The sequence below is a fragment of the Mesorhizobium sp. P2_B5 genome (assembly GCF_056404775.1).
The window spans coordinates 137,530-161,805 of record NZ_JBFUDJ010000012.1 but is presented as its reverse complement, the minus strand read 5'-3'; the positions used below and the strand labels follow the sequence as shown (position 1 = coordinate 161,805).

The following is a 24,276-nucleotide window of genomic DNA, read 5'->3' as shown; positions in this document are numbered from 1 at the left end:
CAGCCGATTGCCGCGCGCCGACTCAGCAATGGACGTTTGGGACCAGGCCATTTCAAATGGCGGCGGCGGCAACTGCAATATTGCGCTCAATATTATTCGATAAGGAGCGCTTCGCCAATTACAAGGCAATACTGTGGGAGTTTCCGGTCTGGGCTATGGCCGGCAGCTAGTCGACGCGCGCGGCTCTGCTAGTCCGAAAAACTTACGCTCACGCCGCGTTGCCGAAAATATGCCTGCATCAACTTGCGGCCCTGGCGGTTGTTCTGCGCCAACTTGGTCGGATCGAACACCGCCTGTTTTATTCCTTCTCGAGCCAGCGCCGCCTTGAGCGTCGCGATATGGGCGTCGATGTCGGCATTGTCCGCCCGAAGCGAGGCATAGATGCTCTCGGTCGCCTGGGCCACGGTGGGTTCGCTCACAGCTGTCGTCCTTTGGTTGGTTGAGCGGCGGCTTAACACAGATTCGCGGCTCCGCCGATACCGGTGGACTTGCGTCCATCGAAGGCGAATGGCCGCATTGCCAACCCAGCCAAAGCCGAAAGTCCGACCCGCTGCCCCTGTAGAGCTTGACGAAAATCGGTGCGCCTGTTTGAGAGCGGGGGATCGAGACATCGCTGCATGGGGCGACGAGCAAGGGTGGGCAGACTGTGAAGCGCGTTCTTCGGATGCTTGCCGCGGCGATCATGGCGTCCGGGGTAACCGGCTGCACAAGCATTTCCTATTACGCGCAGTCGCTGGAGGGCCATGTACAGATCATGGCCGCGCGCAGGAATGTCGGGAAACTCATTCATGATCCTTCGACGCCTGAGTCCTTGCGCGCCAAGCTGACGTCGGCGCGCGCCATAAGATGGTTTGCGACAGATGAGCTGGCGCTGCCCGACAACAGCAGCTACCGGAGCTATGTCGACATCCACCGGGATGCGGTGACCTGGGCGGTTTTTGCCGCGCCGCAATTCTCGCTCGCGCCACGAACATGGTGCTTTCCGGTCTTCGGCTGCGTTCCATACCGGGGTTACTTCTCGCGGAAATCGGCGACCGAGAGCGCTGTCGAGCTTCATGGGCAGGGGCTGGACGTCTATGTCACGGGCGTCACCGCCTATTCCACGCTGGGCTGGTCCAGTGACCCGCTGCTGAGCACCATGCTGCGTCAGGATGACACCTATCTGGCAAGCCTTGTTTTTCATGAACTGGCGCATCAGCGGCTCTATGTGGATGGCGATTCCGCATTCAACGAGGCTTTCGCCGTTGCCGTCGAAACCACCGGCGTCAGGAAGTGGCTCCGCGCCGCCGGTGATCGGGCCGGATTGCGCCGCTACGAAGCCGATCGCAAGCGCCGCGCCGATTTTCTCGGACTGGTGTCGAAAACGCGCGACGAGTTGAGGCAGGTCTATGCAAGTCCCCGCACGCCGGAGCAGATGGCGGCTGCCAAAACAGCCACGATCGACAGGCTGCGGATGCGCTACCGGCAGATGCGCGACAAAGACTGGGCCGGATACCGGGGATACGACGCCTGGTTCGCTGCCCCGATCAACAATGCAAAGCTTGCCGCGACTGCCGTCTACGGTGACCAGGTTCCGGCCTTTCTTCGCTTGTTCGACCTGTGTTCGGGCGATTATCCAAGGTTTTACGCCTCTGTTCGACGGATCGCGGATTTGCCCAAATCGTCCCGTGCCGAAGCGCTCAAGGCTGCGGATAGGTGTGGCTGAACGGAAAAGCCGGCCCCGAGAATGGTCCGAAACGAGCATCAGATGCAGTGACAGCCTACGTGGCTGGTCTTGGTTGAAATTCGCCGGATTGCACCGGAATGCGCATGTCGTATATGCTCAGGTGCGCCATAAACCCGTGGAAGGTCGGCGCCCGTCTCGCAGGCAGATGTTCTTCTCGCATTGAGCGCGGCCCCTAAGGCTGCCACGAGCTACCGGAATCCACCATGCTCGATCAGAACGTTTCTCATGACGTGATTGCGTCTTTCGGCCCTTTTCGCCTGAGCGTTTCTGAGAGATTGCTCGCAAGAGGCGGGGAACCTGTCGCGATTGGCGGCCGGGCGTTGGATATCCTCATCGTACTGGTGGAGCACGCCGGGGAAGTCCTGAGCAGCAAGGAGCTGCTCAAGCGTGTCTGGCCCGACGTAATCGTTGAGGAGGGAAGTCTCCGGGTACACCTCTCCAATCTTCGCAAGGCTTTGGGTGACGGGAAAGATGGCAACCGATACATCGCCAATGTGGCCGGACGGGGCTACAGTTTCGTAGCACCGGTGCAGAGCTCCGCTCGCATGATCTCCACCCCGCCCAGCTTAGGAGCCGATCGGCCCAAAAGGCTGCCGCCGCGACTTGAAAGGATGATCGGGCGCGAAGAAACAGTTGCCGCCTTGTCCTCTCTCCTTTCGGAGCGGCGGTTCGTCAATGTGGTCGGACCGGGAGGCATGGGTAAGACGACCGTCGCGGTTGCGATAGCCCACTCCTTGCGCGGCGCGTTTTCCGATCAGATCTATTTTCTCGATCTCGGCGCGCTGGGAGATGCATCCCTCGTCCCCGGCGCTGTGACGTCAACGTTGGGTTTGAGCAGTCATGCGACACAGGACCCGGTTTCTGCTCTGGTTGCCTTTCTGGTCGACAAGCCGACTCTTCTCGTCCTGGACAGTTGCGAGCATGTGATCGATGCCGTCGCAGTGCTGGCAGAGCGTTTGTTTGCCGAGATCCCTCTTATGCACCTGCTGACAACCAGCCGCGAGGCCCTGCGTGTCGAGGGCGAGAATGTGCATCTGCTGACGCCCCTTGAAGGGCCGCCTGAAGACAGTGGGTTAACCGCTGCGCAGGCACTTGCCGCGCCGGCTGTGCAGCTCTTCATGGAACGCGCCGTCGCGGGCGGCCTTGGTGCCGAACTCAGCGATGCGGACGCGCCGATCCTGGCGGCGATATGCCGTCGGCTTGACGGGATAGCACTGGCAATCGAACTCGCGGCCGGCCGCGTTGGCACCTACGGAATTCGCGGAACCGCCGAACTGCTTGATGATCGCTTCAAGCTTCTATGGCATGGCCGGCGAAGCGCTATTCCACGTCATCAAACGCTTCAGGCAATGTTCGACTGGAGCTACAACCTGCTCTCCCCGTACGAACAGACGATCTTGCGCCGGCTGTCTGTATTCGTCGGCCCTTTCACGCTCAACGATGCCATAGCAATCGCGTCGGACGGTGAAGCCGATGCGCCAGCAGTGGCAGACGCCGTCGAGAGCCTGGTCAACAAGTCGCTTATCAGGATGTCCGAGTTGGCGGGATCGACTTACCACCGGCTCCTCGATACCAGTCGAGTGTATGCGGCAGCCAAGCTTGCCGAAACCGGCGAAGGCGCGGTGCTGTCGAGGCGACATGCGCATCACTATGCCGATCGCTTCAAACCAGACTCGACAAGAGCGACTGCGTTCGGGAACCGCGACGTCTCCGCTTACGAGCCGCACATGGGCAATATTCGAGCAGCACTCGAGTGGAGCTTTTCGGACGGCGGCGAGGCCCAGAACGGTGTCCAACTTGCAGCCGGAGCGGCGCCTCTGTTCTTGGGGTTCTCGCTTCTGGGCGAGTGCGAACGGTGGTGCGAGCGGGGCTTGTCCGCGTTGGGAGAAGCAGATCGCGGAACGGAGCGCGAATTGGCGCTTCAAGCAGCGTTGGCGATCTCGTCGATGTTCACACGCGGTAACGGCGATGCCGTCAGAAAGGCCATCGAGCGAGGCATCGGACTGGCGGAGGCGCTGCGGGACGGCCAGTACAAGCTACATCTGCTGGCCGGACTGAACATCTTTCTCACACGGATCGGAGACTTTCGCGGCGCCCTCGCCTGCGCTGAGCGTAGCGTCCTCGTTGCGGCAGAGCTTGGGGAGCAGTCAGGGATCATCATGGCCGAGTGGATGCTCGGCGTTTCACATCACCTGGTCGGAAACCAGGCGGCGTCACAGCGACACAGCGAGCGTGGACTGGAGCTGGAAGCAGACGCCGGCAGCGTCCAGGTCGACTTCTTCGGCTACGACCACAGGATACGCGCGCTGATAGCGCTGGCGCGAGCCTTGTGGTTGCGAGGCATGCCGGAGAGAGCGCTCAAAACTGCGGACCAGGCCGTCGAGGAGGCAACCAAACGTGAGCACCCGGTCGCGGTTTGCATGTCGCTTGTTTACACTGTGCCGGTCTACCTCTGGAGCGGCGACTTTGACCGCGCGGCGCAATGGGTCGAACGTGTTCTGGCTTATGCAGCGAAGTATTCCCTGGCCCCTTATCACGCCATGGGGCTTGCCTTGAGGGGCGAACTCATGATCTTGCAAGGCGAGCCGGCCGAGGGCGCGCAATTGCTCCGGAACGCTGTTGCGACGCTGAGCGCTGAACGGTTCAATATCCTTGCGACGGCATTCTTGCGAGCGCTTGCCGAAGGCATGATGCGAAGCGGCCAGCTTGATGAGGCTGCAACCACAATCGACCGGGCGATTGCCTTGGCGGACCAGGCCGGCGAGACGTATGATCGTCCTGATCTGCTGCGTGTGCGGGCCGAAATTCGCCTGGCATATTCTCCGCCCGATGTGAGTGCGGCTGAGGACTCGCTGCTTCAAGCGATCTACTGGGCAGGTAAACAATCGGCGACGGCGTGGGAGTTGAGGGCAGCCATACCGCTGGCCAGAATTTGGCAGCAACACGGTCAGGCAGATCGTGCCCGGGATTTGCTCGGTCGGCTCCTTCAGCGGTTCGGCGAAGGCGTGCAAACCGCGGATGTAAATGCGGCGAGCGCCCTGCTCGCCGAATTGAACAGTGCAAATGCACCGGGCTGACCCCCAGTGTAACGACTCTTAACAACGCATAACGCGTAATTCCTTCCTCTCCGAGCGAACATGCCTCTGCGGCATGCGACCTGCGTGACCGCATCCGAACAAATAGAAAAATAGAGGAGGATGTCATGTCATCAGCATCAGTGTCGCCCACGCAGCGCGAACTTCTTGCCACCGCAGTTGCAGCCGGGGCCGTTAGCGCGCTTCCCTCTGCGCTACATGCGGCAACCGGGGCCGACTCGATTCGCCCCTTTACTTTCAGTGCCTCAGAGGGAGAACTGGCCGACCTGCGTCAACGCCTAGCGCAGACCCGGTTACCCGACAAGGAAACTGTCACCGATTACTCGCAGGGCGTACCGCTTAAGACGGTCAAGCAGCTTCTGCGTTACTGGCAGACCGAATACGACTGGCGGAAGGCGGAAGCGAGGATGAATGCCTATCCGCACTTCGTCACCGAGATTGACGGACTGGACATCCATTTCATCCACGTTCGTTCGGTGCATGAAAACGCACTGCCGCTCATCGTCACGCACGGATGGCCAGGTTCAATCATCGAGCAGCTCAAGATCATCGAGCCGCTGACCAATCCCACCGCGCATGGCGGCAGCGCATCGGATGCCTTCGACATCGTAATTCCGTCGATGCCGGGCTATGGATTTTCCGGCAAACCGCTGACGACCGGCTGGGGTCCCGAACGGATCGCGCAGGCATGGACTACGCTGATGCGGCGCGTTGGCTACAAGCACTTTGTCGCGCAGGGTGGCGACTGGGGCGCTACCGTCACGGAGCAGATGGGCGTGCAGGCGCCGCCGGAACTGCTCGGCATTCACACCAACATGCCCGGCGCAATTCCTGCAGAGATCGACCAGGCATCTTTCGCCGGTGCGCCGGCGCCGTCCGGTCTGTCCGATGAGGAGAGAAGCACGTACGAACAGCTCGTTTTCTTCTACAAGCATGTTTACTACGCCCTTTGGATGGCAACGCGCCCGCAAACACTGACCGGGTTTGCGGACTCGCCCATCGGCCTCGCCACCTTCCTGCTCGACCACGACATGGCCAGTCTGCAGATGATCGCGCGTTCGTTCGATGGGCAGACTGAAGGCCTCACCCCGGACGATGTCCTCGACAATGTCACGCTGTTCTGGCTCACCAACACAGGGGTTTCGTCAGGTCGCCTCTATTGGGAGAATAAGCTCGCGTTTTTCAGTCCCAAGGGCGTCTCCGTTCCGGTTGCCGTAAGCGTCTTCCCCGACGAACTCTACCAGACGCCGCGGAGTTGGGCGGAACGGGCGTATCCCAAGCTCATCCACTACAACAAGGTCGACAAGGGCGGTCATTTTGCTGCCTGGGAACAGCCGAAGCTCTTTACCGAAGAGCTTCGCGCCGCGTTCCGGTCGCTTCGACAATCGATATGAGATGAACGGGCGATATGAGACGAACGGGGCGCCTGCCGCTCCGCTCTCCTTCCAAGACGGACCGGGCACACGCCCCGGTCCGCCGCACGTGAACTCACAAACCGCTAAAATCGGAGGAAATGGACATGAACAGAATTCCACAACGCGGCGAAGCCGCAATCGCAACACCCGCAGCGCGAGGCGTAGACATTAGGCTCGAGGTCGCGGTCATTCCCGTTTCGGACGTCGACCGTGCCAAGCACTTCTATAGCGGTTTGGGCTGGCGACTGGACGCCGACCTCACAGGCGACGGATTTCGTGTCATCCAGTTTACGCCTCCGGGCTCCCCGTGTTCGGTAGTGTTTGGCTCAAGGACCACAACGGAACCCTATGCCCGGCTCGAACTCGATGTCCTCAAAAGCGCTGGCGAGCTCGTCGTGTCGGACATTGAGGTAGCGCGCGCCGAACTTGCCGATCGCGGCGTCGACGTGAGCGAAGTGTTCCACTATGCCGGCAGTGAAGGCCGTGTCAGCGGTCCGGACCCCGAACGGCGCAGCTACTTGTCGTGGGCATCCTTCAGCGATCCGGCTGGAAATATCTGGATGCTGCAGGAGGTCACTGCGCGAGCGCCCGGCCGCGTCGAAACCGGCGAAACCACATTTGGCTCGTCGGCCGAGCTCGCGGCCGCGCTCCGGCGTGCGTCCGTGGCCCATGGCGAGCACGAGAAGCGGACAGGCGGCCAGCGTGATGAGAATTGGCCGGACTGGTACGCTGAGCACATGGCGGCGGAGCACGCGGGCAAGGAGCTGCCTCTATAGAGCGGGCTGTCGGTCGGTTTGAACCAAAGGAGCGGCGTGGCTCTCACAACGGCCGCCTCTGCCACAAAGTTGCCTGCGGGAGCTTGGACTGAACTTGCTGCCCGCAGTGCGGCTCGATCGGGAGTTCGTGCCTGAGATGGTGGCACTCGGCAGCGGTGTCGTGATCCATGTAACGTCGATACAGGGCGCCCTCGCGGAGAACCTCAATGTCGGCACGGTTCAGAATGAGTATGGAAGATTCTTCCATAATTTGCAAAAATTATACGACAATATCTCTCAGAGGATTTAAAATCTGCTGATCTTAATAAAATTATTAATCAAATTAGATAGCACCTTTCTCCACGTTTCGCATACATTTTGGTGATTGAGAGTCGCAATGGAGGTCTACGGAATGTCGCTTTCCGAAACATTCGAACGAGCCCTGTGACGTCCACCCATCTACGACTAAGTGCAACCTGAGCCCCAGCCGAACCAAGTATCCGCCTATGGCACCGTAGGCTTTCCAGTTCCCTCACCCGCCCTTTCGACCTGCGCCTGGCGACGAGGCATCAACCCTTTTGCGTGCGTATCTGTTGTGAGCGTACGCAAACAGTCGGAGGTGCACTCTTCAAGAGCCGAATCGACCAAATTCGTCTTTTTCCGAAAATCAGAAAGGAACCTTCAATGACCGCATCGAAAAGCCTCCTCGCCGCGACCGCGATGGCGGCCGCCCTCGCCTCAACTTTGCCTTCCCAGGCCGCAGACCGCATCCCCGGCGCACAATCTGTCAAGAACGTCGTATTGGTGCATGGAGCGTTCGCCGACGGTTCCGGCTGGCGCGGCGTTTACGACGAGCTCACTCAGCGCGGCTATCGCGTCACGATCGTTCAGAACCCTCTGACGTCGCTTGCGGACGATGTCGCAGCGACTAAGCGTGCTCTCGACCGACAGGATGGCCCAACGCTCCTCGTCGGGCATTCGTGGGGCGGCACAGTGATTACCGAGGTCGGCGTTGACCCGAAAGTCACTGGGCTCGTCTACATCTCGGCCCTATCGCCCGATGCAGGTGAATCATCTGCCCAGCAATATGAAGGTTTCGCGCCAGCTACCGAGTTCGTCGTCGAGACCACAGTTGACGGTTTCGGCTACGTGAAGCCAGAAAACTTCAAATCCGGCTTCGCTCACGATGTGAGCGACAAAGACGTGATCTTCATGAGAGATTCGCAGGTCCCGATCAACATGTCGGCCTTTGGCACGAAGCTAAAGAATGCGGCGTGGCGGTCGAAGCCAAGCTGGGCTGTTATCGCCACTGAGGACAAGGCATTCGATCAGGCCATGTTGCTGCACATGGCGGAACGCATCGGCGCAAAGGTTACGAAAGTGTCAGCTAGCCACGCGCTCTTCGTGACCCAGCCTAAAATCATCGCTGATACGATTGATCAGGCATCACGCGAGGTATCGGCAAAGATCCGATGACCGGGGCGTGTTTCGCTACGGCTACGTATTCGCCGCGCAGAACGACGGCGAATACGTGTGCTTGGGAAACAGACTGCCTCCGCCGGCACATCGGTATGTGAAAAAGTCGTCCGCTTTTTGGATAAGCGCAGAAACTCACCCGCATGGCCGCCTTGAGGCGCGAAGCGGCCATTCACCGCATCTCTTGGGACTTGCCGTATCAGCAGCCCCCTATCCGCAGCCCCCCGTCAGTCAATACGCCCTGGCACAAGCGCCTGTCCCTACCCCTCAACCGAGCGACAGTTCCTTCGTCTGGTGTCTCAGCACGAGGCCGACCGCGCCCAGCAGTGAATCGTTTTCGGTGTGCTTGCCAACGATGATGCGCGTGCGCAGGGCCGGAGCGATATCGCGGGACTTGATGAGCGTGTGGCGTTCATAGGAGGCGATCAGCGGCGTCAGCAGAATGTCGCCAGCCAAAGCCATGTGGCCGCCGATGATGATAAGCGGCGGATTGAGCACCGAGCCGATCAGGCCGAGACCCCGGCCGGCGATCTCGGCGGTATCCTCGATCATCCGCAGTGCCCTGACGTCGCCCTCTTCGGCCATGGTGATGACATCGTCCATTGTGACTTGCCGCCCCACGACACGCGAAATCTGTTCCAGCGGCCGCGCAAAACTCGCATAGAGCTCCAGGCATCCGCGATTGCCGCACCGGCAGAGATCGCCGCCGGGATCGATGCTGATATGCCCGAATTCGCCGGCGCCGCCGGCGATGCCCGTCACCAGCCGGCCATGCTGTACAATGGCCCCGCCGACACCCAGATCGATCTTGAACAGCACGAAATCGTCCTGGCCGACGGCCGCGCCCCACATCAGCTCCGCAATGGCCGAGCAGTTGCTCTCATTGTCGGCGAAGATCGGCTGTTCCAGGACGGGTCCGAACACATCTCGTATGTTGACGCCGGCCCATGTTGGAACCATGCTCGCGCGCAGCACCACTCCATCGCGGCTGACAGGGCCGGAGACGGAAACCCCAACCCCCAGGAGCCCCGCCACCGGCAGACCGTTTTCCTTGTAAGATTGGGCAATTGCCGATTTGACCATCTGGGCCGCCTGTTGCGGCTGGTAGTCGAGATCCATCGGTATAGTTTGTTCGGCAATGACGGAATGCGAGACATCGGCGACGATGAGCCGTATCTGCTGAAGAGCTAGGTGAATTCCGACGCAGGTGCCTGCTGTCGGATTGAGCGTAACGGCCGCGGCTGGCCTGCCGATACCTCTGATGCCAGCGCTGCTGGTCGGAGCTTCGATCACCATCCCCGACCTTCTCAAGCCGTTGAGCGCGGTTGAGACCGTTGAGCGCGCCAGACCGGTGACGCGTGCGATCTGCGACGCCGAGAGTACGCCGCGCTCGCTCAGGCAGCGCACGATCATGCTCTCCGGCGACGCGGACGGTCGGTCGATCAGCCAGGTTCTAAGCGAAGGTTTTGTCATGGATCAACATAAACATCGTTGACTGATAGCTCCAATATGTCATCTTGGAAAGAACTCGAGATTAACGCATCTCGCCGGCAGCGGCTTCAAACCGCGGCCATAAGCGGTCGATACGAACCGTGCAACCATATGTGGGAGTGAAACCATGAAATCCGTTATGACCGCCTTCGCGGTCGCCGCTGCTGCGTGCACCCTTGTCGCCGGGGCGGCCTTCGCCGAGCCCAAGACGAACCTTTTGCACCAATGGGCGACCGGATCGGACGCGCAGGCGATCGCCAAGCTCGGCGAGATGTTCACCGCCAAGGGCGGTAAATGGGAACAGACCTCGATCGCCGGTCATACGGCCAATACGCTGGCCAAGCTGCGTGCCGACGTGATCGCCGGCAATGCCCCGCCTGCCGTGCAGCTCAAAGGCCCGGAAATCGCCGAGTGGAACGAGACCGGCATGACCGCCGATCTCGACGAGCTGGCAGCCTCGGAAGGATGGGAGAAAGTGGTCGCGCCGGAATTGCTGCCGGTGATGAAACCAACCGGCAAATGGGTCGCCGCTCCCATGAACATCCACCGCATCAACTGGCTCTGGGCCTCGCCGAAGGTCATGCAGGCGGCCGGCGTGGCGGAAATGCCCAAGACCTGGGCCGAGTTCAATGCGGCCTGTGACAAGATCGTCGCCTCAGGCAAGATCTGCATCTCGCATTCGACCGCCGACTGGACGGATTCGACGGTGTTCGAGGTCGTGCTCTACGGCCAGGACATCGATCTCTATCGCAAGGCCTTCGTCGAAGGCGATGTCGAAGCCATGCGCAGCCCGGGGATGGTCAAGGCCTTCGAGCAGATGCGCCTGATGACGAGCAAGTACATGGATCCTGGCATGGTCGGCCGCGACTGGGATTCGATGTCGGCGCTCGTCGGCAAGGGCGACGCGGCGTTCCACATCATGGGCGACTGGACGATCGGCCTTTTGACCGCCGCCGGCTTCAAGGAAGGCACCGACTATGTCTGCGCCCAAGCGCCGACCGATTGGGGGAAACCCGGCTTCATCCTCAACTCGGACTCGGTGGTGTTCTTCAAGCAGAAGGACCAGGATTACATCGACGGCCAGAAGCTGCTTGCCAGCCTGATCCTGTCGCCCGACTTCCAGACGGTCTTCAACCAGGCCAAGGGCTCGATCCCCTCACGCCTGGATATCGATCTGTCGAAGGGCTTCAATCCATGCCAGCAGCTGTCGCAGAAGGATCTGCAGGCGTCGATCAAGGAAGGCACGCTGGTGCGCTCGATGGCGCACAACATGACCATCCCGCAGAAGATGCGCGGCGCGATCATGGACTCCATCACCGAGTTCGTGGCGACGCCCGACATGTCAGCCGAGGACGGCGCCAATGCGATGGCCGACGCGGCCGAAGCACAGAAATAGACGGGGAACGGCCGGGCGCAATGTCTATCCGCACCCGGCCATCCGCCATCCCAGTCCCTGCCAGTCCCATACTCTGAATGTCAAATCACGACCTGATCCTGTCGGTCCCGGCCCCCGCCCGCCCCTGGCGGGAGCGGCTGGGCTCCGCGATGCCCTTGCTGGTGCTCGGCCCCTCGCTGGTGGCGAGCTTCGTCTACGTCTTCGTCTTCACCGGCTGGACGCTCTACATCTCGCTCTCGAACTCCTCGCTGCTGCCGACCTACGGCTTCGTCGGCCTGGACAACTACGCGTCGCTGTGGGCGAACCGGCGCTGGAACATCGCCTACAACAACCTGTTCTTGTTCAGCGGTTTCTACATTGTCGGCTCGATGGCCGTGGGATTGCTGCTGGCGATCCTGATCGACCAGCGCGTGCGCGGCGAAGCGGCCTGGCGCACGATCTTCCTCTATCCGCTGGCCGTCTCCTTCATCGTCACCGGCACGGTCTGGAGCTGGCTCTACAACCCGGTCGACGGCATCCAGGCGATGGTGCGTGGTTTCGGCTGGACGAGCTTCAGTTTCGCACTCGCCAGCGACCGGCACTATGCGATCTACGCTGTGATCATCACCGGCGTCTGGCAAGCCTCTGGCTTTGCCATGGCGCTGTTCCTGGCCGGTCTGCGCTCGGTGGATCAGGATCTCGTAAAGGCGGCGCAGATCGACGGCGCATCGACCTTCCGCATCTATCGCAAAGTGCTTCTGCCGACGATTGCGCCGATCTTCCTGGCGGTCGCCGTCATCCAGATCCAGTTCGCCATCAAGACCTTCGACCTGGTGGCTGCCCTCACCAAGGGCGGCCCGGGAATCTCGACCACCTTCCCCGCCATCTACGTCTATGACCTGATGTTCCAACGCGGCCAGATCGGCGAAGGTGCGGCGGCGGCCATCATGATGCTTGCCGCTCTTGCCGTGGTGCTGGTGCCCTATTCGTTCTGGGTGGTCTGGCGGCGGCGCAAGGAAGCCGGCCATGGCTGACGTCTCACTGGACCAGTCGCTCGATCGTCGCGCCGCCACGGTTGCGGCGCGGAGGCATTTCCTCACCCGCCTCGTCATCTATGGGCTGCTGGTTGTCTTCGCGGCGATCTACCTGATCCCGTTGCTGGTCGTGGCGCTGAATTCATTCCGCGATCAGCAGGAGATCGCGCGCAACGGGCTGATCTCGCTGCCACGCAGCTTCCGCCTCGACGCCTGGGGCCAGGCCTGGAGCACCTATTGCATCGGCGGCACCTGCGAGGGCATGCAGCGCAACTTCTACAACTCTCTGAAAATGACGATCCCGGCGACGATCATCTCGACAGCGGTCGGCGCGATGAACGGTTACATCCTGTCGAAATGGCGTTTCAAGGGTTCGGAAGCGCTGTTCACCTGCATGCTGCTCGGCGTCTTCATTCCGGGCCAGATTTCGTTGATGCCGTGGGCGTTCATCCTCGGCAATCTGGGGCTTAGCAATTCGGTCTACGGGCTCGTCCTCATCCACGTCATCCAGGGCATTTCGTTCACCACCCTGTTTTGCCGCAACTACTACGTCAGCATCCCCGACGATCTGATCAAGGCGGCGCGCATCGACGGCGCAGGCTTCTGGCGCATCTTCCGCAAGATCATTCTGCCGCTCTCCTCACCGATCCTGATCGTCACGGTGATCTGGCAGTTCACCGGCATCTGGAACGAATATCTGTTCGGTGTCGTCTTCACCTCCGGGCAGCAACAGCCGATCACCGCCGCGCTCGTCGCGCTGACGGCAAGCGGCACCAATGTACGCGCCTATGATGTCATGAGCGCCGCCGTGCTGATCGGCGCGCTGCCGCCGCTGCTGATCTATCTCTTCGGCGGCAAGTATTTCGTCCGCGGCCTGACCCAGGGTGCGATCAAATGAGGCGCAATCAAGTGAGGCGCAATCAAGTGAGCGGAGCCTGTCTCCTGTCGCCGATCGTCCCGTCCGCCAAGAAGGGCATTGCATGTCGACATTGACCATCCGATCCCTGCGCAAGAACTTCGGCGCGGTCGAGGTGCTGAAGGGCATCGATCTCGAGGCGCAGAACGGCGAGTTCATCGCGCTGGTGGGGCCTTCCGGCTGCGGCAAGTCCACCCTGCTGGCGATGATCGCCGGGCTGGAATCTGTTACCTCCGGCGAGATCCGCATCGACGGAAGGCTGGTCAATTCGGTTGCGCCGAAGGACCGCGACATCGCCATGGTGTTCCAGTCCTACGCGCTTTACCCGACGATGACGGTGCGCGAGAACATCACCTTCGGCATGGAAAGCCGCCGCGTGCCGAAGCCGCAGCAGGACGAGGCCGTCAAGCGAGTTGCCGCCTTCCTGCAGATCGAGCCGCTGCTTGGGCGCAAGCCCGGACAGCTCTCAGGCGGCCAGCGCCAGCGCGTCGCGATGGGCCGGGCGCTGGTGCGTGACCCGAAACTGTTCCTGTTCGACGAGCCGCTTTCCAATCTCGACGCCAAGCTGCGCGTCGACATGCGCACCGAAATCAAGAAGCTGCATCACCGCGTCGGCAAGACGACGGTCTACGTCACCCATGATCAGGTCGAGGCGATGACGCTCGCATCGCGCATCGCCGTGATGCATCAGGGCGAGGTCCAGCAATTCGATGAGCCGGCCACGATCTACAACCGTCCGGCCAACATGTTCGTCGCCGGCTTCATGGGTTCGCCGGCGATGAATTTCCTGCCGGCTGAACTCGGCGAAGAAGGCGGCCGCCCCGCTGTTGCCTTGCAGACCGCCGACGGCAAGACGGCCAGCCTGCCGATCGTCCAGGCCCTTCCATCCGATACGCCGCGACAGCTCATTCTCGGCATCCGGCCGGAGCACATCTACCGGTTCGATCCCGATCTTGCGCGCCGCAAGCCAGGCATCGCGCAAATCGATGCCGTGGTCGAACTGGTCGAGCCGACGGGTGCCGAGACCATGGCCGTTCTGCGCCTGGGCGGCAAGGAGATCACCGGTCGCTTCGACCCCGACGGCACGCCAGGCATGGGTGAGACGGTGACGCTTGGCATCGACATGGCGCGTGCCTGCCTGTTCGACCCGACGACCCAACGCCTGATCTGACCGACGCCTGATCCGAAGAGAGTTCCGCCTTGTCTTTTGCCACTTATCCGAGCCTGACTGAGCGTGTCGTGCTGATCACCGGCGGCGCGTCGGGCATCGGCGCCGACACGGTCCGCGCCTTCGCAGCCAATGGCGCGCGCGTCGCGTTTATCGATCTGCAGCAGGAGGCCGGCGAGGCGCTCGCGCGCGAACTCGCCGCGGCACCGCACGCGCCGCTGTTCCTGCGCTGCGACGTGACCGATATCCCCGCCCTCCAGGCTGCGATCGGTACGGTGCGCGAGCGGCTGGGACCTGTCGCGGTGCTGGTCAACAACGCCGCCGACGACAATCGCCACCCGGTTGCCGACATCACGCAGGCAACCTGGGACCACGCCCAGGACGTGAACCTCAGGCACCACTTCTTTGCCGCCCAGGCAGTGCATCCGCACATGAAGGAATTGGGCTTTGGTTCGATCGTCAATTTTTCCTCGATCGCCTGGCGTTCCGGCGCGGCACAGATGGCGCCCTATGCGGCGGCCAAGGCCGCGGTGGTCGGCTTGACCTTCGCGCTGGCGCAGGCGTTTGGCCCCGACAACATCCGCGTCAACGCCATCGAGCCGGGCGCCGTCATCACCGACCGGCAACGGCAGCTCTGGTTCAAGACGCAGGCGTCGGTCGACCAGGTCGTGCAGCGCCAGATGATCCGCAGGGTTCTGCTCGGCGACGAGATCGCGCGCACGGTGCTGTTCCTCGCCGCCGACGACAGCCGCATGATCACCAAGCAGTCGATCACCGTGGATGCCGGCCTGCGATGACCCAACCAAAGGATCGCTTCATGCTCGAGGTCGGCCTGAACCCCTACGGCCTGACTTATCATCTCGGCCTCCAGGGTCGCGGCACGCCACGCGCCAACCCCAGGCCGGCGGGGCTGGAAGGTTTCATCGCGCTGGCGACCGAACTCGGCGCACGGGTGCTGGAGATCTGGGTGCCATGGCTGAGCGAGCTTTCCGACGACGCGGTGATCGCGCTGCGCGAAAGGCTCGCCGGCCTCGGGATCACGCCGATCGTCAGCGGCGGCCTTCTGGTGGGCGAACCGCTCGACGACGCATTTCGGGCCGCACGCCTGCTCAGGGCCAAGATCATCCGAACGGCGCTGACGCCGGTTCTGTGTGGCGACCGCAACGCCGCCGGCGAGAGATGGAGCGAGTACGCCGGCATCATTCGAGAGCGATTGGTGGAGTGGGGTGCCCGCGCGAATGCCGAAGGTTATGCCCTTACGATCGAAAACCACCAGGATTTCACCAGCCAGGAGCTCGTCGATTTCTGCGCGCTTGGCGGCGACGGCGTCGGCGTCACCTTCGACACCGGCAACACATTCCCTGTCGGCGAAGCGCCGCTCGATTTTTCGCGGCGGATCGCCCCTTATGTCCGCCATGTCCACCTCAAGGATTACCGCGTGCAGTTCACGAGCGAAGGCTACCGGCTGATCCGTTGCGCCATCGGCGACGGCGCGGTGCCGTTTGCCGAGCTGTTTGCCATCCTCGGCCAACACCACGACCACATGACCGCCGTCCTTGAACCGGGCGCGTTGGAGGCGCGGCATGTCCGCTTCCTCAGCGACGACTGGTGGCACGGCTATCCCGAGAAGACGGCGCGCGAATTTGCCGCCTGCTTGGCGGCAGCCCAGCGCAACCGGCTGCCCGACGATGCCGACTACCGCACGCCCTGGGAGCGCGAGGACGACGGTACCCTGGTTTCCTATGAGCTCGACATGATCCGGCGCAGCGCCGCCAACATGCGCAACCTTGGTTTGATGGAGAAGATCTGATGACGGCACGTGAACTCGATGGATTGACCGCCTTCGTAACCGGCTCCGGCCGTGGCCTCGGCCGCGTGATGGCCGAGCGCCTGGCGGAACTCGGCGCCAATGTCGCGATCCACGACATGGACGAAACAGCGCCGGCCAAATATGGCGAGTTCGCCAATCTCGGCGAAGTGGTCGAGCGCCTGAAGCGGCATGGCACGAAGGTCACTTCGGTGACCGGCAACATCGGTGACCAGAAGGCGGTGGCCGAGATGAAGCGCAAGATCGAAGCCGATCTCGGCGACGTGCATGTGCTGGTCAATTGCGCCGGCGGCGACATCGGCGCCAAGGGCGGCAAGCCGAACCCCAACAACGCCCTCGACATCGAACTGGCCGACATACGCGTGCTCACCGAGAACAACCTGATCGGTACGATGCTGGTCTGCCAGGCTTTCGTGCCGCCCATGAAGCAGCGCGGTGGCGGCTCCGTCATCAACATCGCGTCGGCGGCGGCACATCTCGGCTGCTCGCCCGAGGTCGTCTACTCCACCTTGAAGGCCGCGGTCGTGCATTACACGCGCTGCCTCGCCAAGGAACTGATCGACGACGGCGTGCGCATCAATGCGGTCAGCCCCGGCGCCACCAAGACGGCACGGTTCCAGGCGACCCGCGTGGTCGATCCGGAGCGCATGGATTCGAGCCGGAAATCGCTGAACCGCTATGCCGAGCCGGAAGAGATCGCCGAGGCCGTGGCCTTCCTCGCCGGCCCCCGCGCGCGCTTCATCAACGGCCAGGTCATCCGCGTCGACGGCGGGTTTACGATCTTTCCGGGGTGAAGGGTGGCGGTGCCGCCGGCTGGCCGTTGAGGACGAACCACAGCCCTGAACCGCGCAAGGCGGTAATCGGCTCAGGCCTTGCCAGTTACGGCGGCAGCCGGTTGCACTGTTTTTGACGGCGGCACGATCAAAAGGGTGACCTTTGCCGCCACCTCTTCCAGAGTGGCGGTAAGCCGGTTGATCTGTGAGGCGGTTGCCGCCAGTTCTGGGCCATAGCGGGAGATGAGATATTCCCGGTTCTGGGTGAGCGACTGAAGATGAATGGTGGTTTTCGTGCGAAGGCGCAGTCCTGCTTCCAGAGTATGTTCCGTCCGCGCCGCCAAGTCGTGGTGCATTTTGCGGATTTGATTGGGACTGTGCCCACGGTGGAGCAAAAGTGCGGTCAGATAGAGTTCGATCGCGTGGATGGCGGACAGTCTAAACGGCGCTCGGCTAAGCGGCTTGCCTGATCGGCCAAGCTGAAGAAGCAGGGTTGCCCCCTTGCGATACTCTTCCGCCAGTTGATGGATCTGCTGCGGGGAAGCAAGCTCTCCCGGATATTTGTCTTCTGTCATCGCATTCCTGCAATTTAGAATGTTGCCTTTGGCGATATTGAAATATCCCACACCAACTTAGTGTCGGCAAATGTCCGTCGTCAGCCGTGCGCGGGGTTCTTTCGGAACCGAGGGAATGACTGCAATGATGCGGAGATGAAGGAGAACGCAGCCATCGCCGGCCCCTGCCCCGTGGCTATGGACGAATCCCCTCATGCGCAATAAGGATTGGGATACGGTCTGCCGTGGCGCTTTCGCCGCCGAGGCAGGCGACGTTCGTTCAATGACGCTGCGCCGGGCGCCTTTCGATATGACGCCGCCCGGCAAAAGCGTCGATATCGGGGGACCTGGTCATGACCGACGACAACAAGCCGGCCGCAGACGTTACCAAGGATTGGCAAGCATCGCAGGGCCAGAAGGCCGGCGCCACGCGCCTCCGGCTTTTCGCCGCGCTGTCGTGGATCATTGCCATTGGCGGCGAGATCGCCGGCATTGTCTTGCTCTACCGGCACAAGTTCGACCAAGGCAACCTGCCGCTGCTGATCGGCATTCTGGTCGGGATCGCGATTTTCGCCATCGCCGGCAGCCTGCTTTGGAAGGCGGCCAACAGGAAGGACCCGGCCCGCGAATCCGACACATTCAGGTTCTTCGTCCAGAACCAGCTCGGCGCGATCATCACGCTGATTGCCTTCCTGCCGCTGGTTCTTTTGATCCTCAACGACAAGAACATGGATCCGAAGAGCAAGAAGATTGCCGGCGGCGTCGGCGCTGTGCTGGCCGTGCTGGCGACGCTGATCGGGGTCAGCTACCAGCCGCCGTCGGTCGAGCAGTACACGCAGGACATGAACCAGTGCGCGGCCCAGATCAAGGCGGGGCAGCCGACCACGGCCTGTTCGCCCGAAGTCGCCGCCCAGGCGCAGGCGATCGCCACCGACTCCACCACGGTGGCCGCGGCGACGAAGGACGCGGCCCATCCCAACGGTCAGGATATCGTGTACTGGATCGCGCCGGAGAACGGCGCCGCGAAGTCCGACACGGAGCACGTCTTCCACCTGTGCGCAGCCGTCAGCCCGCTGAAGGACAAGACCGTGAACAGCGGCTCGGTGACGGAGGCCTACGCCCAGAACGCCATCCGCATCACCAAGCAGATCGAGATGGAACAGAAGCAGTGCGGGTTCACGACCACGCCGTGAATGAGGCAGCCCATCCCGCCCAGCCTTGGACTTGTTGAAGGGGGCTCCAGGGTGACATGAGGCGAGAAGCGGACTTCGCCGTGCGGGTGACACAGCTTGCCTTAAGTGACGAGCAGCCGCTGGCGCTTCGACAAGGCGCGCGAGAAAGGTTAGCCTGGCAGTTGGAGAGCCAACGCAGATGAAATCTTTCCTGATCCCCCTTCTCGTCTCGACGTCCTTTGCCACCGGGGCGCATGCCGAAACGACGGGCAATATCAAGTTCACTGTTGCCATGCTGGCCGACGTGCCGATCTTAGGCGATATTTGCAGCATCCCTGCCGAAAAGCGGGCGGCGGCCGGCGCGATGCTGGACGGCATTATCAAGGTCCATCCCGACTTCGCCTATATTATCGACGAAGTCCGGGCAGAGCGATTGGCAAGTCCTCTTACGCCAAAGCAAAAGATAACCTATTGCCCGGTTTTGCTGAGTTTCCTGGACAGAGTTTTGCAATAGCGCAATTCCAGGAGAAGCGCGTAAGTTGACGAGAAGCAAGAGGTGACGGATCGAGGCACTTCCGCCGCGAAATGGAGGGCTCTCTCGTACACCTAGTACTTCAGGGTATGCTTCCCGATCTCAGGATTTCTCTCTTCCTCCTACTCAATCCAAGCGTATCGCGCCTTCAGCTCGTTCATCTGCGAGTACTTCAATACCTTCATATGCTGCAACTGGCCGAAACGATTCCAGGGGCGACGCCTTGTTCCTCGGCAAGCACGGTGCCTGCAGCCAGCCGTCAGGCCGCTGAAGGACAAGACCGTCAACAGCGGCTCGGTGACGGAGGCCCAGAACGCCATCCGCATCACCAAGCAGATCGAGATGGACCAGAAGCAGTGCGGGTTTACGGCCACGCCGTGAGGCTGCGCGCGGGCTGGCGTGCCGAGGGGAGTGCGCCAAAGCGGACCAGACTGTAGTTGTCTAGCGTTGGCGTGCGGCTCCCAGGGACCGAATGCTTACCTGGCAGAGCTGAACGCAACGTAGGCAGGCGGCGGCTCGCTAAATCCCTGGCAGTGGCGTTCCCACCTCCGATGACGTGGTCGCGAAAGCTAACCATTCCTTATGGGGCTTCGTAGAGTTCCAGCGGCAATCCATCTGGGTCTCTGAAAAAGGTAAACCGTTGGTCTGTATATGGGTCGATCCGGATTGGCTCAACGGCAACGCCGGCGGCTTCCAGGCGCATAATTACGGGATCAAGATTCGCCACGGCAAATGCCAGATGTCTCAGGCCTGTCGCCTCTGGATGGGACGGCCGCATCACTGGTGCAGGGAAGGAGAACAATTCCAGTTGGACGGACCCGATCTGCAGATCCGCCTTCCATGACTGCCGCTCTTCCCGATAGAACTCCCGGATCAGTTCGAGGCCGAGGAGTTCGACGTAGAACCGTCGCGACCGGTCGTAGTCGGTGCAGATGAGCGCGACGTGGTGAATGGCGTTCAGCATGCTACGAACTCTAGCCAAGCCGGGATTTCAGGCCAAGGTCACCATCGGGTACGCGGGGCACTTTGTTGATGTCGCCGTTCGCGAGGGTCGCCTTGTCCGGATTGGGCACAGCGTCGGATGGTCGGCCTGCCCGTTGTCTGTCAGTGCCCCGCCCGGCCCCCGCCCAGGCCCCGACGCAATAGAGCGCCTCAATCGCAGCGCCCGCCCCCGTGGCGGATGGTCATAATCGGATGGCTTATGGTGCTGATCATGGCTCTGATCGGTTTCTTCGTGCCGCTGAGAAAAGCAGTTCGTGCAGCCCGTTCCATGGGCTATAATGCGCGCAGCATTGAGGTACCGGGATGCCGGGCTGGCTCGTATCGATCGTCCTTGTGAATGTCTCTTCTGCTGTCGGAGGGACATCGTGAACGTCCTGATTGTCTATGGAACGACCGAAGGGCAGACGGAGAAGATTTCCGCACGGGCGGCAACGCATATTCGCGAGCGCGGGCACCAGGTCGAGCTGCTGGATAGCACAGCGCTCGCATCTGATTTGAAGCTCGGACACTTCGACGCGTTCGTCATTGCCGCGTCGGTCCACCAGGAGCACCACCAGGAAACCGTCACGAACTTCGTATTTGCGCATCACGAGGCGCTGAGCACCAGGCCCTCGGCCCTCATATCCGTCAGTCTGTCGGCGGCGCTGGAAGACCAAAAGCCGGAGGCTCAAAAGTATGTGGATCGCTTCGTCTCCGTGACAGGGTGGCAACCACGCATGACCCTTCTTCTCGGGGGCGCATTGCGCTTCACCAAGTACGATTACTTTCAGGAGCAGTTCGTCAAATTCGTCGTCATGAAGAGCGGCGGCCCGAGCCCCGAGCGCGATCACGAATTCACTGACTGGAACGCACTCGCCGACTTCGCCGATCGATTTCTCGAGACGGCCAAACAAGGAGGTGCCTGAGTCCGGCGCAGCCTGCATCGAGATGCACAAAGTGAAGCTGGCCCTTTCACCTGGGGAGTCCCGTGACCGTCACTGAGATGACCGCCCAAGAATGCAGGATGCACCTGGCCGACAGCAGGGTCGGGCACCTCGCGTGCTTAAGGGACGGGATGCCGTACGTCGTACCGATCAGCTTCGTTTACGAGAACGGCCACATCTACAGCTTCTCCCTCATCGGCCAGAAGGTCCGGGCGATGCGCGAACATCCTCAGGTCTGCTTCGAAGTCGACGAGATTGCCAACCCTCGCAGCTGGTGGAGTGTCGTTGCTTTCGGCCTCTACGAAGAACTGGCCGAAGCGGGCCCTCGGCAGAATGAGCGCGACCATGCCTGGTCGCTGTTGCAGAAAGCGCGCCCCAACTGGTGGGAACCTGGCAGCGAGACACCTTACGCCGAGGACAAGGTGGCCAGTCCGCCTCACCTCTTCTTCCGCATCAACATCGAGAAGATCACTGGTCGTCGTGCCCTGGTCTGACCGGCCCAGCCTGTTTCATGATGATCTCGCGATGCGGATAAGGGATGCTTATGCCGTTTGCCTTGAACGTGTCCCACAGCGCCAGCAGCACTTTGCCGCGCACGTTGGTCAGGCCTTGCTGCGGGTCTCGGATCCAGAAGCGCAGGACGAAGTTCAGCGAGGAGTCACCGAAGTCGGTCAGCCAGCAGACCGGTCGCCGGTCGGCCTCGACCCGGCCGACGCTGATCGCGGCCTCTATCGCCAGTTCGCTGACCTTGTGCGGATCGGCGTCGTAGGAGACGCCGAAGTTCACGTCGAGGCGCACGAGGTTGTCGCTGAACGACCAGTTGATGACCCTCTGGGTGATGAAGTCCTCGTTGGGGATCAGGAATTCGCGGCCGTCGCGCGTCACCACCGAGACGAAGCGCGCCCGCAATTCGCGGATCCAGCCGAAGGTGCCTTCGAGCGAAATGGTGTCGCCCGGCTTGATCGACTTGTCGAGCAGGATGATCACGCCGGAGACGAAATTCGAGACGACCTTCTGCAGACCGAAAGCGAGACCTACACCAACGGCGCCGGAAAACACCGTCAGCGCCGTCAGGTCGAGGCCGACGGCCGAAAGTGCCACGGCGCCGGCCACCAGCACGAGGCCGATCTTGGCGACCTTGCCGACGAGGACGCGGATCGACGGTGTCAGCTCCTCGGAGAGGCGGACGCGCTCATCGATGTAATTGCCAGTGACCACCGCAAGCCAGACCGTGGCGATCAGGAGCAGCGCCGCCTTCAGCACCATAAGGGCCGAAATGCGAACCGCGCCCAGAGGGATTGCCAGGCTGTCGAGGAAGGCGGCCGCCTCGTTACTGACGCCCAGTATGACAAGGGCCGCGTAGATCCAGGCCAGCCAACCCAGCGTGCGCGCGACGAGGCGGTTGCGGATGATGCGCGACAGCACGGTCGCAAACAGCCACGCCAGCGAGAGCAACAGCGCGACGAGCAGGAGATGGGTGCGGCTCGGCCAGGTGATGGCGAGCAACAGGTTGAGCGCGGCAAACAGGAAGATATTGAACAGGATCCAGTCGGTGCGACGCAACAGCGCGATGACGACCCTTAAGAGTCCGGGATGGCCCTTGATCTGGCGTGCCTGGTTCTCGACAAGAGGCTCGACCCGCAGCGCCGCCAGCTTCGCCATCGCAAAGAGCGAGGCAATGATGCCGATCTGATAGACGAACCAGGGCGCGGCGGCATAGTCGAACCATCCGCCGGCCCAGGCCAGCGCTCTATCGATGGCGTCGCGAAAATCCATTGCCACACGACCACTTGGCTACGAATTGCAACTCGCGGTCCACAATGTCGTCGGCCTTGCGATTGGTCAAGTTGAGCTTGAGGATGGCTTTGTGAGCGGCAGCGGCGGAACAAACGCAGCAAGGCCCCGCGAGGGGGCCTTGCCACTGATTCCTGCAAGATGATCGCCAGCCCTACTTCCCCATCAGCTGCTTGGCATTCTCCGCCGTGATCGCGGTCGTCTCCACCGTCACCGTCGGTTCCACTGAAGTCGCACAATCGAGCAGGATCTTCTTCGACATCTCGATCGCTTCCTTGGCACCCGTCGGGTAGGTGAAGGTTGCGACCCAGTCGCCCTTGGCGACCGCCTCGATGCCGCCGGCCGGGCCCGGCAGGCCGTCGGTGCCGATGATCTTGACGTCCTTGCCTGCGCCCTTGGCGGCGAGCAGCGCGCCGGCGGCCATCATGTCGTTGGAGGCGTAGAGCACCTTGATATCGGGGTGCGCCTGCAGCATGGCGGCGAAGGCGACCTGGGCTTTATCCGGCACCCAGTCGGCGGCCTGCTCGGCCACGATCTGGACTTTCGGGTTGCCCTTCACGCCTTCCTTGAAGCCGTTGAGGCGCTCGACGGCCGGCGTCGAGCTCGGCAGGCCTTGCAGCACCGCCGCCTCGCCGCCATCGGGCAGCAGGGTCTTGGCGGTGTACTTTCCGGCTTCCTCGGCGATCTTGAAATTGTCGCCGCCGATGAAGGCGGTGTAGTCCTTGCCGGGGTCGCCGACCGTCTTGCGGTCGAGCTCGATGACCGGGATGCCGGCATCCATGGCGCGCTTCACCGCCGGCGTCAGCGGCGCCGCCTCGAAGGGCGAGATCAAAAGGATGTCGACCTTCTGGGTGATGAAATTGTCGACCTGCGAGGTCTGCGTGTTGACGTTGCCGGCGCCGTCGGCGATCTGCAGCGTGAAGCCAGGCACTTCCTTGGCCGCCGCCTCCAGCTCGTCATTGACGTGCTGGCGGTAGGGCTCGGCATTGTTGGCCTGCGAAAAGCCGATGATGAACTGGCCGTCCTTGGCGCAGGCTTTGACCAGCGGCTCGGCGGCATAGGCGGTGCCGGCAATGCACAGGCCGGCGCCGGCCAGAAGCACGGCCTTGAGGGTCGATGCGCTTGTAATGGTTCTCATAACTCACTCTCCTCCTCGTCGGGCCGGGGGGCCAGACCTTGGTTTGACGTTTCGCCGTCTCCTCCTTGTTTGTTGATGCATGTCGTTGTCGCAAAACCGATTTCACCTT

General features: G+C 61.8%; 22 protein-coding genes and 1 pseudogene. 17 read left to right on the top strand and 6 right to left on the bottom strand.

What is annotated here, in order from left to right; genetic code table 11:
- Window positions 1–188: 188 nt before the first annotated feature.
- The gene (locus AC1D1N_RS27960) at window positions 189–419 is read right to left on the bottom strand and encodes a hypothetical protein (RefSeq protein ID WP_112561833.1); all 231 of its coding nucleotides are present in this window, start codon (window positions 417–419) and stop codon (window positions 189–191) included.
- A 245-nt stretch (window positions 420–664) separates the two neighbouring features.
- Here AC1D1N_RS27960 and AC1D1N_RS27955 point away from each other — a divergent pair, with 245 nt between their 5' ends.
- From AC1D1N_RS27955 to AC1D1N_RS27930, 6 genes and pseudogenes are all read left to right on the top strand, one after another.
- On the top strand, window positions 665–1,705 hold the full coding sequence (locus AC1D1N_RS27955; protein WP_477352416.1) for an aminopeptidase: 1,041 nt from the start codon (window positions 665–667) through the stop codon (window positions 1,703–1,705).
- Between the two features lie 224 nt (window positions 1,706–1,929).
- Complete coding sequence (locus tag AC1D1N_RS27950) at window positions 1,930–4,803, top strand: ATP-binding protein (protein ID WP_477352382.1); 2,874 nt, start codon at window positions 1,930–1,932, stop codon at window positions 4,801–4,803.
- 125 nt (window positions 4,804–4,928) lie between these two features.
- Window positions 4,929–6,215 carry an epoxide hydrolase family protein gene (locus tag AC1D1N_RS27945; RefSeq protein WP_477352380.1) on the top strand — a complete coding sequence of 429 codons (1,287 nt, stop codon included), beginning with the start codon at window positions 4,929–4,931 and terminating at the stop codon, window positions 6,213–6,215.
- Between the two features lie 125 nt (window positions 6,216–6,340).
- Window positions 6,341–7,012, top strand: a complete 672-nt coding sequence (locus tag AC1D1N_RS27940; RefSeq protein ID WP_477352378.1) for a VOC family protein — start codon at window positions 6,341–6,343, stop codon at window positions 7,010–7,012.
- A 76-nt stretch (window positions 7,013–7,088) separates the two neighbouring features.
- Window positions 7,089–7,205: pseudogene (locus tag AC1D1N_RS27935) on the top strand (short-chain dehydrogenase); the annotation flags it as partial.
- 506 nt (window positions 7,206–7,711) lie between these two features.
- Window positions 7,712–8,467 carry an alpha/beta fold hydrolase gene (locus AC1D1N_RS27930; protein ID WP_477352414.1) on the top strand — a complete coding sequence of 252 codons (756 nt, stop codon included), beginning with the start codon at window positions 7,712–7,714 and terminating at the stop codon, window positions 8,465–8,467.
- A 267-nt stretch (window positions 8,468–8,734) separates the two neighbouring features.
- On the opposite strand, the gene AC1D1N_RS27925 is transcribed toward AC1D1N_RS27930, so the two are convergent.
- Complete coding sequence (locus AC1D1N_RS27925; RefSeq protein WP_203280668.1) at window positions 8,735–9,940, bottom strand: ROK family transcriptional regulator; 1,206 nt, start codon at window positions 9,938–9,940, stop codon at window positions 8,735–8,737.
- A gap of 145 nt (window positions 9,941–10,085) precedes the next feature.
- Between AC1D1N_RS27925 and AC1D1N_RS27920 the strand changes: the two genes are divergently transcribed.
- From AC1D1N_RS27920 to AC1D1N_RS27890, 7 genes are all read left to right on the top strand, one after another.
- The gene (locus AC1D1N_RS27920) at window positions 10,086–11,354 is read left to right on the top strand and encodes an ABC transporter substrate-binding protein (protein WP_477352375.1); all 1,269 of its coding nucleotides are present in this window, start codon (window positions 10,086–10,088) and stop codon (window positions 11,352–11,354) included.
- 77 nt (window positions 11,355–11,431) lie between these two features.
- Entirely contained in the window at window positions 11,432–12,367 is a 936-nt protein-coding gene (locus AC1D1N_RS27915; protein WP_112561838.1) for a carbohydrate ABC transporter permease, read from the top strand.
- Window positions 12,360–13,265, top strand: a complete 906-nt coding sequence (locus tag AC1D1N_RS27910) for a carbohydrate ABC transporter permease (RefSeq protein WP_477352373.1) — start codon at window positions 12,360–12,362, stop codon at window positions 13,263–13,265. Before AC1D1N_RS27915 ends, AC1D1N_RS27910 begins: the two co-directional genes overlap by 8 nt.
- Window positions 13,266–13,347: 82 nt before the next feature.
- Window positions 13,348–14,454, top strand: coding sequence for an ABC transporter ATP-binding protein (locus tag AC1D1N_RS27905; RefSeq protein WP_477352371.1), 1,107 nt, complete (start codon window positions 13,348–13,350; stop codon window positions 14,452–14,454).
- A gap of 29 nt (window positions 14,455–14,483) precedes the next feature.
- A complete protein-coding gene (locus AC1D1N_RS27900; protein ID WP_477352369.1) occupies window positions 14,484–15,248 on the top strand; it encodes an SDR family NAD(P)-dependent oxidoreductase in 765 nt (254 codons plus the stop codon).
- Window positions 15,245–16,261: a sugar phosphate isomerase/epimerase family protein gene (locus AC1D1N_RS27895; protein ID WP_477352367.1), complete on the top strand. Its 1,017-nt coding sequence runs from the start codon at window positions 15,245–15,247 to the stop codon at window positions 16,259–16,261. The genes AC1D1N_RS27900 and AC1D1N_RS27895 overlap by 4 nt, the downstream gene beginning before the upstream one ends.
- On the top strand, window positions 16,261–17,073 hold the full coding sequence (locus AC1D1N_RS27890) for an SDR family NAD(P)-dependent oxidoreductase (protein WP_477352365.1): 813 nt from the start codon (window positions 16,261–16,263) through the stop codon (window positions 17,071–17,073). The genes AC1D1N_RS27895 and AC1D1N_RS27890 overlap by 1 nt, the downstream gene beginning before the upstream one ends.
- 71 nt (window positions 17,074–17,144) lie before the next feature.
- On the opposite strand, the gene AC1D1N_RS27885 is transcribed toward AC1D1N_RS27890, so the two are convergent.
- Window positions 17,145–17,627 (bottom strand): HEPN domain-containing protein, encoded by a 483-nt coding sequence (locus AC1D1N_RS27885; RefSeq protein WP_477352363.1) that lies wholly within the window; start codon window positions 17,625–17,627, stop codon window positions 17,145–17,147.
- Window positions 17,628–17,959: 332 nt separating this feature from the next.
- On the opposite strand from AC1D1N_RS27885, the gene AC1D1N_RS27880 reads away from it, so the two are divergent.
- Both AC1D1N_RS27880 and AC1D1N_RS27875 read left to right on the top strand, forming a co-directional pair.
- Window positions 17,960–18,799, top strand: coding sequence for a hypothetical protein (locus AC1D1N_RS27880; protein WP_477352361.1), 840 nt, complete (start codon window positions 17,960–17,962; stop codon window positions 18,797–18,799).
- Window positions 18,800–18,977: 178 nt separating this feature from the next.
- Complete coding sequence (locus AC1D1N_RS27875; protein ID WP_477352359.1) at window positions 18,978–19,292, top strand: hypothetical protein; 315 nt, start codon at window positions 18,978–18,980, stop codon at window positions 19,290–19,292.
- A gap of 598 nt (window positions 19,293–19,890) precedes the next feature.
- Here AC1D1N_RS27875 and gloA2 read toward each other — a convergent pair.
- Window positions 19,891–20,274, bottom strand: coding sequence for an SMU1112c/YaeR family gloxylase I-like metalloprotein (gloA2, locus tag AC1D1N_RS27870; RefSeq protein ID WP_477352357.1), 384 nt, complete (start codon window positions 20,272–20,274; stop codon window positions 19,891–19,893).
- Window positions 20,275–20,677: 403 nt separating this feature from the next.
- On the opposite strand from gloA2, the gene AC1D1N_RS27865 reads away from it, so the two are divergent.
- Together AC1D1N_RS27865 and AC1D1N_RS27860 are read left to right on the top strand one after the other, a co-directional pair.
- Window positions 20,678–21,217 carry a flavodoxin domain-containing protein gene (locus AC1D1N_RS27865; RefSeq protein WP_477352355.1) on the top strand — a complete coding sequence of 180 codons (540 nt, stop codon included), beginning with the start codon at window positions 20,678–20,680 and terminating at the stop codon, window positions 21,215–21,217.
- 62 nt (window positions 21,218–21,279) lie between these two features.
- Complete coding sequence (locus tag AC1D1N_RS27860) at window positions 21,280–21,729, top strand: pyridoxamine 5'-phosphate oxidase family protein (protein WP_477343139.1); 450 nt, start codon at window positions 21,280–21,282, stop codon at window positions 21,727–21,729.
- On the opposite strand, the gene AC1D1N_RS27855 is transcribed toward AC1D1N_RS27860, so the two are convergent.
- Window positions 21,704–23,011 (bottom strand): mechanosensitive ion channel family protein, encoded by a 1,308-nt coding sequence (locus AC1D1N_RS27855; RefSeq protein WP_477352353.1) that lies wholly within the window; start codon window positions 23,009–23,011, stop codon window positions 21,704–21,706. The two genes, AC1D1N_RS27860 and AC1D1N_RS27855, sit on opposite strands and share 26 nt — an antisense overlap.
- Before the next feature lie 172 nt (window positions 23,012–23,183).
- Window positions 23,184–24,167 carry a substrate-binding domain-containing protein gene (locus tag AC1D1N_RS27850; protein WP_477352351.1) on the bottom strand — a complete coding sequence of 328 codons (984 nt, stop codon included), beginning with the start codon at window positions 24,165–24,167 and terminating at the stop codon, window positions 23,184–23,186.
- Window positions 24,168–24,276: the final 109 nt, after the last annotated feature.